Here is a 12,546-nt window from a genome sequence, read left to right on the forward strand (position 1 = left end):
GTAACTTCTATACTAAAATGTTATTTTTCATCGATGGACGTGATTGCAAATTTTCCTACACTCGATATCAGCGAATTTTGGCCCCGGCAAGATTCGGGGAATAACTTGCTTTATCATGAAATACTAGGAAAAAGGCTTATCGAAAAACCACATAAACATGATTTTTTCCTTTTTATGCTTTTTGAACAGGGTAGCGGCCTGCATACCATCGATTTTTTAGATCATCAGGTTACTAGTGGTCAGTTGCACTTATTGTTCCCCGAGCAGATCCATAAATGGGAGCTCGGTGAAGAAACTCATGCTCATCAACTTATGATTAGTAGGAGCATATTCGAAACGTTGGCCAATTCTTTACGTTTTTCATTAATCTTATACCAAAATTATCCGGTAATAAACTTAAGTGCAGAAGCTTACGGAAAAATCCTGTACGAATTTCAGAGCATCAGATCCGAACTCGCAAAGCCTGTCATACTTTGGGAAATTATCAATGCCAGAATCAGGCTTATTGCGCTGATGCTTAGTGAAGAGGCTGAAACGCTATTCAATAACCAAACGGTTTACCAAACCAAACCTATATTGTTTAAATACCGCTCGCTGATCGATATGCATTATAAGAAGGAAAAACTTGTTGGATTTTATGCCGATCAGTTAAGTATTTCGGCAAATTATCTGAATATGCTCTGCAAAAAATATTTTCATGTATCAGCTACTGCGCTTATTCATGAACGTTTAATCCTCGAAGCAAAACGGATTTTATTAACTACAGAAATGCCTATTAAAGCGATTGCCTTCGATCTCGGGTTTTATGATGTCGCCTATTTCTCTAAATTCTTTAAAAACCAAACCCGCATTACACCACGTTCATTTCGCGAACAGTTATGAATTGAGCAAGATATAGCTTTAAAAATCGATAAATAAATATGGATAGTTATAAATGATACAATTTTTAATATAAATCCTACCATTCATAAACATAACAGAAAGTTATTTTTGTTGGAAAGAAATCCTGTTATGATAAACCCAAATTCGATCTCAAGAAAAGATTTTATTAAAAGCTCATCTATTTTGCTTGCGAGCAGCTGTTTGTTATCAACAGAACAAGCTATTGCAGAAGAAAATGTAGCAAGTAATTTTTCTGGAAAAACTTTGATCCTAAAAAATGTAAGGCTCGAAACCGGATTCGAATATGATCAGGATGAAGTAATCAAAACAAAAACCGAACTTTTCATTATTGAGATGGAAGACGGTAAGGTAAAGAATGTTCTTCCTAATAACCCTAATGCAAAAGCAATCGACGCAAAGGGATTGTTAATGCTCCCGGCTTTCAGGGATATGCATATCCATCTGGATAAAACCTATTATGGATTGCCATGGCAGGCGCATTTGAAGAAGAACGGATCTGTAAAAGATATGATTGCTTTCGAGCAACAGATAATTCCTGAGCTGTTAAAAACTTCTATACTACGTAGTGAAAAATTAATTGAGTTACTTCAATCATACGGAACCAGTTACGCCCGTTCACATGTAAATATCGATCCAACCTCGGGATTGGATTCCCTGAAACATTTAGAAACTGCGTTATTGCATAAAAAGAAATCATTTCATGCAGAACTTGTGGCTTTTCCTCAACATGGGATTTATTATACCAAATCGGCAGATTTGCTGAAAGAAGCTGCTAAAATGGATATAGATTTTATCGGGGGGTTAGATCCGACTTCTATAGATGGTGGCATTGAAAAACACATGGATTTTGTAATACAGCTGGCGCTGGATCATGGAAAGGGGATTGATATCCACCTTCATGAGTCGGGTGAATCTGGTGTAAAAACAATCGAATACCTGATTGATAAAGTAATGGAAAACCCGGCGCTGAAAGGAAAAACCTATGTGAGCCATGCTTTTGCATTGAGGTATCTCGATAAAACCAAAACCGAAGAAATTGCTGAAAAACTTGGTGCTGCAAAAATGGGAATAGCTTCAACCATTCCACTTTCGGGTAACCCGATGCCCGTTCCTGCGCTGTACAAGTATGGTGTAGAAGTGGTAGCGGGTAATGATTGTATTGTTGACCATTGGAATACTTTTGGCACAGGAAGTATTTTGCAAAAGGCCAATATAGCTGCTCAAATTTATGGCTACCGTACAGAATTTGAACTTTCAAGGATATTGAAACTGGCTACAGGTAATATCCTTCCGTTAGATGATAAAGGAAAAAGACAATGGCCTAAAACAGGCGATAAAGCTAATCTGGTTTTGGTTGATGCCAGTTGCTCTGCAGAAGCCGTGTCGAGGGTATCGCCTGTTAAATCACTCATCCATGATGGGAATCTGGTTTTCTAACTGAAGCATATCGATAGTTGGTTCATATTTCGCTAACTTAAACGCATGAATGTTAGTTCCGATATACAGCAGCAAGCATTGTTGCTAATCGCCAATAACCAAAAAAATGCTGCGGTAAAGTTAATTATGGATCATGCACACTGCGGTTTAAAAGACGCTAAAGATTATGCCGATGGATTGCAGGCTGGTGCCCAGAAACCGATAACAAAACCAGCTAATCTTGACGAACAATTATTGGCCATTTTGAGCCAGGGCAATAAGTTAAATGCAATTAAATGTTATAAAGATGCTACAGGTGCAGGTTTGGCCGAAAGCAAAGATTATGTCGAAAAGCTGATGCAAAACCAGATTGTAACCAATACTGCTCAACAAGGTAGGGATACCGACATTAAAAACATCATCTCTGGTAATGCAACAGAAAATAACGGGCCGCTTAAAAGTTTTCTGGTTAAACTGACAATAATTATACTCATTGCCATTGCATTAACTTATCTCATGTTTAAAATTTAACCTTAAGCAGATTGCAATATTTCTGATAGAATAAAAATGTAGTGTTCAAAAACCTTATCTTGATTTTACACACAAATAAATCTTAAGGATATGAAAATCACATTAGACACAAAATCCCTTTTGTTGGGGTTTCTGGGCGCAGGCTTAATGTTTACAGCCATCAGTTTTAAAAACGGACAAGATCAAAATATCGGAAGGTACCGTACCGAAGTAAATCCCAACAATCTCGTCGTTATCCTCGATACCGAAACCGGAAATTACATCATTGGCCCAGGCATGCAGTCTTCCGGAAAAGTACAATGGATTAAAGGCGAGTTCAATAAAACATTTAGTACGGCGGTTGACAATAAAAAAGAGCCGAAATAGTAGAGGACTTCATAATTAAATGTCAATTGCGATTTTTTATTTATTTTTTCATTTGTCATCCTGAGCCTGTCGAAGGACAATCAATGTGTTTCGACAGGCTCAACATGACATCTTAACTTGAGCAACAATTAGTTTACTTCACACTTATCCGTTCAACTATTGGCTTACCCGTTGCTTCATCAACGCCTTCCACTTCCGCGTATTTTACATTAGGAAGCCAGAAACTGCCACCCTGAATCCTGATAAACAATCGAGTAACCCTGATGGTCCGGTTGTTTATGGTTACCAAAACATGATAGCTTTTATCACTATACCTTTGCAGATAAAAAGGTAGTTTTTTATGTGATACAAATCGAAATTCATATTTATCTGTTCCCAATTCCTTCGTATCGATACCATAGGCAAACTTCCGTTGGATATAGCCCAGGTCTTTTTTCTGTCCTTTTTCACCATAGCGGATCCAATAAACCTGAATAGGATCATTAGCATTGATGCTGCCATTTTCTTTTAAGTTTAGTGCATAAATCAAGGTGTTGGTATTCGGATCACGTTGAAGATAAAATAGCATGTGGTCTACATTTTTAGGCGTAGGAAAACTGATAGGGGATGGATCTTTCGATTGTGCCCATGTTTGGGGTGAAAAGAAGAAAAAGGTTAAAATTATAGTGAATAAGGCTTTGAGTATAATGGGTAGTCTAGGTGGTGTTGAATACATTTTAGGCTTGTTATTTAAAAGAGCGTTTAAGCTAAAGGTTTGAATAATTTTTAGGTGTCGGTTTTGGATTGATCATGTGAAATTTCTTCATTGATCTCGTTAAGTTGTTCATTATAAAGCCGGTCTGATTCGGCCTTACAGTGTTCGTAATCATCTAATTTTTCGCAGGAAGTGTTTCCGTGGATCTCGAAAAAATCTCTGATGGATGGATAATCAAAATAAACTGACATATTATTAAATTTAGGTTACCAATTTGGAAGGGATAGCCATTGATCGTTCGCCGAAAACAGTAAGGGAATCTGTTTTCAAACTCATCTTTTCTGCCATTGCAGAAGGAATTAGCACCTTGTTAATCAACAGGTTGCTAAGACATCAAAGGGCCATTCCCTACGTCTTTCTTGATAAGTATTTAGACGTCATGGACGGAATCGAACCGCCGTACTAGGTTTTGCAGACCTTTACCTAACCACTCGGCCACATGACTATATGATCTTTTCAAGCAGCTTTAGATTCACTTTTTGAAGAAGACTCAACAAAAGTAAAAATAATTACTATAATTTCTATAGAAATAGTAGTTTTTTGTGAGATTTATGATTATTAAGATTTTTTTGTTGTTTAATTTATTGATTTTTAGCTGTTTGTGTGTTTAAAATAAATTGTAGATAGATCATGAAAAATTCCGATAGCTATTGGATCAGGATGGCGATCGCATTCTCAAAATTTGTCATCCTGAGTGCAACGAAGGATCTTACAGTTGACTTTATATTCTTAAATAATTAAAGATTCTTCACTACGTTCAGAATGACAAACGCCCTGCTTAAATCAATAATTGTAAATTATTTAGTTGTAAATCAGTTATTTATGCTTAAAGTCTATAAAATCTATAGGAATACTTGTTTAAATTAATTGAAGTTTATACTTTTACAAAAAATAAAACAGTTCACTAGCAAATTTACGTTCAATATGAAACTCCGCAGACAACCTCAGCCATATCCCCTGATCAATTATTCAGATCAGTATAACTGCTGTTGCCGCTAGTATAAGCTAAGATACTGATCACCTGTTAAAGGTTTTCATTCAGATATTCTTATTTAAAATCCTGGTACCCCGGGGCCTTTTGATAGAATATTATGGTGGTCATGTATTTCAGTCAATAAGTTGCCGGGGTATCAGGAACGGCCTAACTAATCACCACCACTAGTTTAGGTTATTACTCTAATTAATTCACCACCATTAATTAGTTGATTTATACAGAAGAAGGGAGAGTCAGTACTCGTTGAACTTCTAGCAACTTTCCATAGGAAAAAGTGCTCAAACTGATCTAGCAATAGATTATAAATTAACCGATAACAAGTAAACTCACTGTTTCTCGTTAGGGATTTCGTTAAAGCCTTGCAGCTGTAAACGGTTTGTAGCCGTGCTATATGGTTTTACGCAGGCTAGTGTTAATCCGCATCATTAACATCATGAAGATGTATAAAAAAAAATCCTGGTTTTTAACAGGTTTATATTTGGTTAGAAAAAGGGGCATATCTGGATAGAATGCCCCTTTGTTATTTTTAAAACTTAGAATCGTCGTCATTTCGAGCGCAGTCGAGAAATCTATGAATTGAATATAGCTTATAGATCTCTCCATTCCGTTGCACTTCAGTCGAGATGACGTTTCTCTAGAAGTTACCCCAATTTCCTTCCCGTATTAATCACATTAACTCCGTTAAAACGGGTAGTGGCACTTCCATGTGAAACGGCACTTGCTTGTCCTGGCTGACCTTTTCCATCCGAAAATGTCCCGCCTAATCTGTAGTCGTTTTTATCGCAGCGTTGTACACAGGATTTCCAGAATTCTTGTGTATTGGCTTGGTAGGCAGCATCTTTAAACATGCCTACAATTTTGCCATCCTTAATTTCGTAAGCCAACTGTGCGCTGAACTGGAAATTATAACGCTGTTGATCGATAGAATAAGAGTTACGGCCAAACATATAAATACCTTTCTCTACATTTTTTACCATATCTGCAGCACTTAGGGCTGCATTTCCAGGTGCTAATGAAACATTTGGCATCCTTTGGAACTGAATACTGTCCCAGCTATCTGCATAGCAACAACCCTGCGATTCTTTTAAACCTAAAATATGTGCCTGATCTCTTATTGTCTGGTAATTCACCAAAATCCCATCTTTAATAATATCCCATTGGCCACATTTTACACCTTCATCATCATAACCCACTGCGCCTAATGAACCCACTTCTAGTTTATCGCCAGTAATGTTTACCTCTTTACTCCCGAAGTTGAATTTTTTGCTTTCCCATTTATCGAGCGTTAAAAAACTGGTTCCTGCATAATTTGCTTCATAACCTAAAACGCGGTCTAACTCCGTCGGGTGGCCAACAGACTCGTGGATGGTTAAGAATAGGTGAGAGGGATCTAAAACCAGGTCGTATTTGCCAGGGGCAACAGGTTTGGCTTTTAGTTTTTCATCAACATGTACAGCTGCTTCGCGTACATCCTCCAAAATATCGTAACGCTTTTTGTACATCGTAACCGGGCCACCTTTAATTTTTTCTTCGTCTTTTGGTTTAAGGTATTCAAAACCCATACCCATTGGAGCGCTTAAGGCATTTCTGGTTTCGAATTTGCCAATTGCTGCATCCGTTTTGGTTAAGGTAAAGGTTGGCCATATCCTGTGGATATCCTGATCGATATAAGAACCATCGGTTGACGCAAAATATTTCTGTTCATTGATCATAAACAGATTGGAACTGATGTATTTTGCACCACCTTTCATGGCCTCACTATTTACCTTTAAAAGCAGATCAACTTTGTCTGCGATGGGTACCTCAAAGGCATTGATTTCGATAGGTGTTTTCCAGCTTACCTCCCCATATCCTTTTTGTGCCGCCAATTGAACAGGTTCTTCCATGAGTTTAGAATTTCCTTTGGCAATGGCTACGGCAGCTTCTGCAGCTTTGGCAATGCTGGCATTGTCCATGTTATTGGTTGCCGCAAAACCCCAGCTTCCATTGGCAATCACACGTACGCCTAAACCATAAGATTCTGAATTGGAGATGTTTTCTACCCTGGTTTCTCTAGTAGCCACCACCTGGTTTAAATACCGCCCAATGCGTACATCGGCATAAGTTGCACCTTTGCTTTTTGCAGCGTTGAGGGCAACATCGGCCATTTTCTTCTTTAAGGCAATATCAACAGGCGTTAAGGATTCTTCAACAGAAATAATTTTGCCAAAGGCAGGTATATTGGGCATCATGCTGGCACCAAGGCCAACACCTGTCATGTATAAAAAATCTCTTCTTCTCAATTTTTTTGATTTTTATTAATAAAAAAGGGTCGTCATACGACTGGAACGCAGTGGAATGGAGAGATCTATCAAGGCAGATCTCTCGACTTCGCCGCACTCCGCTCGAGATGATGATTGAATGATGCCCTTCGACTCCGCTCAGGGTGACCTTCGGACGGAATAGTGCTTATTCTTGAAAAGGTCGTCATTTCAACTGTAGCTGCCAATTTTCCATCGGCAGCGGAATGGAGAAATCTATCAAGTTGATTCAACTATTAGATCTCTCCATTTCGTTGCACTTCATTCGAGATGACGATTCAATTAAATCGCATCCGATAGTGAAGTAAACGTAAAATCGCGGATTTTCATTGGTGGAATCAATCCACTTCCCGTTCTTACCGGTTTACCTAAAGCTTCAACATTGTTGAGCATAATTACCGGACTTTCGTTGAACCTGAAATTTTTGATCGGGAATTTAATTTCGCCATTTTCGATATAAAAAGTACCGTCACGCGTTAACCCAGTCAGTAATAATGTTTGAGGATCTACCGAACGGATGTACCAGAAACGGGTAACCAATATGCCTTTTTCAGTACTTTTGATCAAATCTTCCAACGATTGTGTTCCACCTTCGATGATCATGCTGCGGCTAAAAGGAAGTGGTTGAACATTTTTTTGTGCAGCCCAATACCTTGAATAAGACAGGTTTTTAACTACTCCTTTTTCAACCCATTGCGTTCTTTTTACCGGTAAACCTTCGCCTGTGAATGTCGAAGACGGGATTTCAGTATTCATTGGATCAGAGTAGATATTTACGTTTTCTGAGAACAATTGCTCTCCTAAACGGGTACCACCACCCTTTTTGCTCATAAAGCTCCGGCCTTCATCAGCACTTCTGGCATCAAAACCCCTGAACATATTCCCGATAATATCGCTTGCTGCAAGTGGTTCTAAAATAACAGTATATTTTCCTGGTTCGATGGCTTTTGCACCTGCAGAACCATTGGCTTTGCTTGCCGCAATTTTGCTAAGTGCCAGGGTATCCATTTTGTCGAGATCATTAAAGCCTTGCTCAACGTAGCCGGATCCTGTTCCTTGCTTGTTTCTAACGGTAACTGAAAAAGAAACATCGGTACCTTTATTGTAGGCGAACAGACCTTTAGAGTTCATGATCGCGTTAAAACGGGTTGAGTTTTCTAAGAAACCGGCTGCATCTAAACCAGCTGCCTTTGATACACTTAAACTTTTTCCTACCATTTCGGCCCTGGTATCGGGAGTCATGGCGGCAGTTTTAGCATTGTATGTGTTCGATTCTGCAAAAGTCTGTGGACCTAATGGAGGCATAAATTCAGGGTTTTCTGGTGCCAGCATGGCCAGCTCTTCTGCTCTTTTTACCACCTTTTGTAAGGAAGCATCATCAAATTCATTTATCGTTGCCGAACCAGTTTTTTTACCAAAAGTGGAGCTTACACCTAAACTCATGGTACTGATCTGCCCTGCGGTAGAAACCGCATTGCGGGCATAACGGATGTTCCCGCCATCAGAACCGTTTAAACCTACTTCGCAGAAATCGGCTTTCGAATAACCGATTACTTTTTTTAATATCGCCTGGGCTTCTTCTTTACTTAATATGGCCATAATTATATTTTTCTTGCTGTATTGATAACATTAACTCCATTAAACCGGGTAGTGGCACTGCCATGCGATACCGCACTACTTTGAGAAGGCTGCCCTTTTCCATCATTAAATGAACCGCCTAAACGGTAATCACTTTCATCGCAAATGGCATTACACGAATTCCAGAACTCCTGCGTATTGGCCTGGTAGGCTACATCGTTCAGCATACCTGCAATTTTACCATCCTTAATTTCGTAGAATATCTGTCCACCGAACTGGAAATTGTAACGTTGCTGATCGATAGAAAAACTTCCATCGCCGATAATGTAAATGCCTTTTTCAACATTTTTGATCATATCATCAACACTCAGTTTCTCTTTTCCTGGCTGTAGCGATACATTTGGCATACGCTGAAACTGAACATCATCCCAGCCTTGCGAATAACAGCAACCATTTGATTCTGTTAAGCCGATAATGTGTGCCTGATCACGGATGGCCTGGTAGCTTGTGAGTATCCCATTCTTGATCAGATCCCACTTTTTGCATTTCACGCCTTCATCATCGTAGCCAACAGCACCTAACGAACCTACCTGGGTTTTATCAGCCACAATATTTACTTTATCACTGCCAAATTTGAAGTTTTTTGATTCCCATTTATCTAAAGTAAGGAAACTGGTGCCTGCGTAATTGGCTTCGTAGCCTAAAACACGGTCTAATTCTGTAGGGTGACCAACAGATTCATGTATAGTTAGCCAAAGGTGTGAAGGATCTAAAACCAGATCGTATTTACCTGGCTCAACCGATTTTGCCTTTACTTTTTCTGTTGCTACACGGGCTGCTTCTTTTACATCTTCCAGCATATCGTAACGGCCTTTATAGCGGGTTACAACACCGGTAACCTTATCTTCCGGACGGGCATGCATGTATTCATAGCCCTTTCCAGAAGGTGCACTTAATGCATTACGTGTTTTAAATTTACCCGATTCGCGATCAACTTTGGTTACATTAAAAGTTGGGTAAATGCGGTGAACATCCTGATCGATGTAAGACCCGTCAGTTGATGCGAAGTATTTCTGCTCATTAACTGCGAAAATAACGGAATTTACAAAATTGGCTCCATTTTGCATGGCCACGTCGTTTACATTCAAAAGCAGGTCTACTTTCTCCTTTACCGGAACTTCGAAGGCATTAATTTCGATTGGTGTTTTCCAGCTTACCTCGCCGTAACCTTTTTGCGGAGCCAGTTGAACCGGTTCGCCCTGTATTTTGGCATTGGCTTTTGCAACGGCAACCGCTTGCTCAGCTGCTTTGGCAATGGCATCTTTGGTTACATTGTTTGTGGCAGCAAAACCCCAGCAGCCATTGGCTAAAACACGGATACCTACACCGTACGATTCGGTATTGGCTACGCCTTGAACACGTTTTTCGCGGGTGGCTACAAACTGGTTTAAATAACGCCCGATGCGGATATCGGCGTAAGTGGCACCTTTTGATTTTGCCGCATTTAGTGCAACATCAGCCAGTTCCTTTTTAATTTTTACATCAACTCCGTCTAAGGCCTGTAAAGGGTCTATGGGAGTTCCGAATGCAGAAAGGTCGGGAAGGAGCAGGGCACCCATACCCATTCCGGATAAGTAGAGGAAGTCTTTTCTTTTCAATTGTTTGAATTTAGTTAGTTTACGCTTTCAATATAGCCAATTATGAGGCTAAAACTGGAAATCGATTATAACATTTTAGTTTCAAAGCTGAAAAAGGAGCTGTTTTTTGTGAAAAGGTGTTTTTAGTAAAGTTAATTTCGTCATTTCGACTGAAGCTGCTGATTTTTCATCAGTAGCGAAATGGAGAAATCTGTTTTGAGAGGTTTTATTATTAGATCTCTCCATTTCGCTTTGCTTCAGTCGAGATGACGAATCGATTTTAAAAAGCCAATATCCTTGATTCGTACCATAAAAAGGCAGCAGCAAGCAGAAACCCTGCAAAAAACCACCAAAGTGATACTTCTTCCTCTAGAATGGTATCTGTTAACTTGTTTTTGGCTTCCGTAGTATTCAGGTTTTTGATAAACTGATGGGTTCCATCAAGCTTTTGTTGGTTTTTGAGTGCATTCCAATCGGTTTTTTTGTAAATATATACTGGCTCAACGGCTTGATTTACTTCTAAATTAGTCCAGCCTGATTTTTCAGGCCAGTAGAAAGCATCCCACTGGAAAGGAAGCTCCATGTTTTGCCGTGGACTAAGTAAAATACTATCGATTTTTAATTGTGGGGCCCTGTCTGATGCTGCCAGATCTGCAATAATCCTCGTTTTTTGGTGAATAACGGGGAATTGAGGAATGATGTTTACAGACTGAATATCATTTCTTTTTCTCGCGGCATTGGCCAAAAGTTTAGACCAATAGGTTGCATAATCAGTTTTTTGCCCTGAAAGTAGCCAATTATAGGTGGCGGAAAGTGTAGAGACTAATACTTTGCCATAACCGCTGATGCTGCTATTGACAACTGTTTTACCGCTGGCATCGGCAACAATGGACTGATCAGTTTGATTAACCCTTAAAAATACAGCTTGTTCAAGTGGTAAGGGATTAAATTTGTGATGATCTTCCATCACGATTAAATTTAATGGGTTGCCTTTTAAAACAGGAGATTCAAAACGGCTAAATTTACCACTGAGTGTGGTCGAGGCTTTTACATTCGCAACTCTAATCAGTAATCCCATTCCGTTATTAACTGCGAGCGCTATTGATGACCTTTCGTTGGGGTCAATAGCGGCTAATTCTTCTTCATCAATAATCAGGATATCGAATTTTTTTAAGGATGATGTATTGATCTGATTAAGGTTTATGCTATCTATGTTAAGGAAATCGAAAGCAAATTTATTTTTACTGATCTGACTTCTGAAAGCCAATGGATATTGATTTTCATACAGCCAGTTTTTTAAAAATTTATATTCAAAGTCGGGAAAAGAAGCTAAAATCAGCACTTTCATCGGTGTTTGGTCGCCCACTTGTACCGGAACAGGTTCTTTAGCCAGCGTATCCTTTTTCTGGAGCGCAATTAATTCGTAAATGGCTTTTCCTGTTTGTTTTGGATTTGTTTTAAATGAAAAGGATTTATTCGATTTTGCCTCGATCGAGATTGAATCTACTGTTTTACCTAAACCTTTGAGCAGAAGTTTAACCGTTTCGCTACCTGAGTTTTGATAAGTTCCCTGAACCTGAAGCGGTTCGCTGGTTTTTAATTTGGCTGGCCAGTTGGCAGAAATGATCCCTCCAGGATTTGCCGAAGGATGAAAGGTAATCTGGTACCCTTTGATCCGCTCCAATTCGGCTGTATTTAAACCATAACCATAAATATTCAGTTTCCGGATATTGGGATTCGATTTTAAAAAATAGGAGAGATCTGGAATGTTTATAGCCTTCGTATTTTTTAAACCGGTCAAGGAGAGCGCATATTTTTTCCCCTTTAGTTTTGCAACAGAATCGGGGTTTGTGCCGTCGGTGAGTAAAATAACTTCATCTGCATTTTGTTGTACATGCGTTTCATAGCTGATCGGTACAATTAAAAGAATAAAACAGCCCACGGCAACGATATTCGCTAAAATTCGCCATATTAGTCTAGCTCGATTTGTTCGGTTTACCTCTTTGTAGAGCAAAAAGGCCATCAATAATAACCCTACTAGAATAGCGATGTATTTAAATTCCATAT

The 12,546-nt window shown here is 39.1% G+C and carries 11 protein-coding genes, 1 tRNA gene and 2 riboswitches; of the genes, 5 read left to right on the forward strand and 7 right to left on the reverse strand.

All coding sequences use genetic code 11. From position 1 onward, the window contains the following. Positions 1–33 precede the first annotated feature (33 nt). The 4 genes from ACN9MR_RS04270 (at position 34) to ACN9MR_RS04285 (ending at position 3,216) form a co-directional block, all read left to right on the forward strand. Complete coding sequence (locus tag ACN9MR_RS04270) at positions 34–882, forward strand: AraC family transcriptional regulator (protein WP_426328389.1); 849 nt, start codon at positions 34–36, stop codon at positions 880–882. A gap of 129 nt (positions 883–1,011) precedes the next feature. Next, a complete protein-coding gene (locus ACN9MR_RS04275) occupies positions 1,012–2,340 on the forward strand; it encodes an amidohydrolase (protein WP_426328390.1) in 1,329 nt (442 codons plus the stop codon). Between the two features lie 45 nt (positions 2,341–2,385). Beyond that, positions 2,386–2,850, forward strand: coding sequence for a hypothetical protein (locus tag ACN9MR_RS04280; RefSeq protein ID WP_426328391.1), 465 nt, complete (start codon positions 2,386–2,388; stop codon positions 2,848–2,850). Between the two features lie 90 nt (positions 2,851–2,940). Beyond that, positions 2,941–3,216 carry a hypothetical protein gene (locus tag ACN9MR_RS04285; protein ID WP_426328392.1) on the forward strand — a complete coding sequence of 92 codons (276 nt, stop codon included), beginning with the start codon at positions 2,941–2,943 and terminating at the stop codon, positions 3,214–3,216. Between the two features lie 133 nt (positions 3,217–3,349). On the opposite strand, the gene ACN9MR_RS04290 is transcribed toward ACN9MR_RS04285, so the two are convergent. Further along, on the reverse strand, positions 3,350–3,784 hold the full coding sequence (locus ACN9MR_RS04290) for a DUF4833 domain-containing protein (RefSeq protein WP_426328393.1): 435 nt from the start codon (positions 3,782–3,784) through the stop codon (positions 3,350–3,352). Here ACN9MR_RS04290 and ACN9MR_RS04295 point away from each other — a divergent pair. Continuing rightward, on the forward strand, positions 3,783–3,974 hold the full coding sequence (locus ACN9MR_RS04295) for a hypothetical protein (protein ID WP_426328394.1): 192 nt from the start codon (positions 3,783–3,785) through the stop codon (positions 3,972–3,974). The two genes, ACN9MR_RS04290 and ACN9MR_RS04295, sit on opposite strands and share 2 nt — an antisense overlap. A gap of 7 nt (positions 3,975–3,981) precedes the next feature. Here ACN9MR_RS04295 and ACN9MR_RS04300 read toward each other — a convergent pair whose 3' ends face one another. The 6 genes from ACN9MR_RS04300 to ACN9MR_RS04325 all read right to left on the reverse strand — a co-directional run bounded on the left by ACN9MR_RS04300 (position 3,982) and on the right by ACN9MR_RS04325 (position 12,544). Then, complete coding sequence (locus tag ACN9MR_RS04300) at positions 3,982–4,161, reverse strand: hypothetical protein (protein ID WP_426328395.1); 180 nt, start codon at positions 4,159–4,161, stop codon at positions 3,982–3,984. Between the two features lie 78 nt (positions 4,162–4,239). Next, a riboswitch (SAM riboswitch) is annotated at positions 4,240–4,339 on the reverse strand. Between the two features lie 5 nt (positions 4,340–4,344). After that, positions 4,345–4,415: transfer RNA gene (locus ACN9MR_RS04305), tRNA-Cys, on the reverse strand. 759 nt (positions 4,416–5,174) lie between these two features. Next, positions 5,175–5,272: riboswitch (SAM riboswitch) on the forward strand. Positions 5,273–5,605: 333 nt separating this feature from the next. After that, positions 5,606–7,246: a TldD/PmbA family protein gene (locus ACN9MR_RS04310; RefSeq protein WP_426328396.1), complete on the reverse strand. Its 1,641-nt coding sequence runs from the start codon at positions 7,244–7,246 to the stop codon at positions 5,606–5,608. 300 nt (positions 7,247–7,546) lie between these two features. Continuing rightward, positions 7,547–8,863: a TldD/PmbA family protein gene (locus ACN9MR_RS04315; RefSeq protein WP_057935209.1), complete on the reverse strand. Its 1,317-nt coding sequence runs from the start codon at positions 8,861–8,863 to the stop codon at positions 7,547–7,549. 2 nt (positions 8,864–8,865) lie between these two features. Beyond that, complete coding sequence (locus tag ACN9MR_RS04320) at positions 8,866–10,500, reverse strand: TldD/PmbA family protein (protein ID WP_230148029.1); 1,635 nt, start codon at positions 10,498–10,500, stop codon at positions 8,866–8,868. A gap of 259 nt (positions 10,501–10,759) precedes the next feature. After that, entirely contained in the window at positions 10,760–12,544 is a 1,785-nt protein-coding gene (locus ACN9MR_RS04325) for a hypothetical protein (protein ID WP_426328397.1), read from the reverse strand. Positions 12,545–12,546: the final 2 nt, after the last annotated feature.

It is taken from the genome of Pedobacter sp. R-06 (assembly GCF_049913135.1).
GTDB lineage: Bacteria > Bacteroidota > Bacteroidia > Sphingobacteriales > Sphingobacteriaceae > Pedobacter.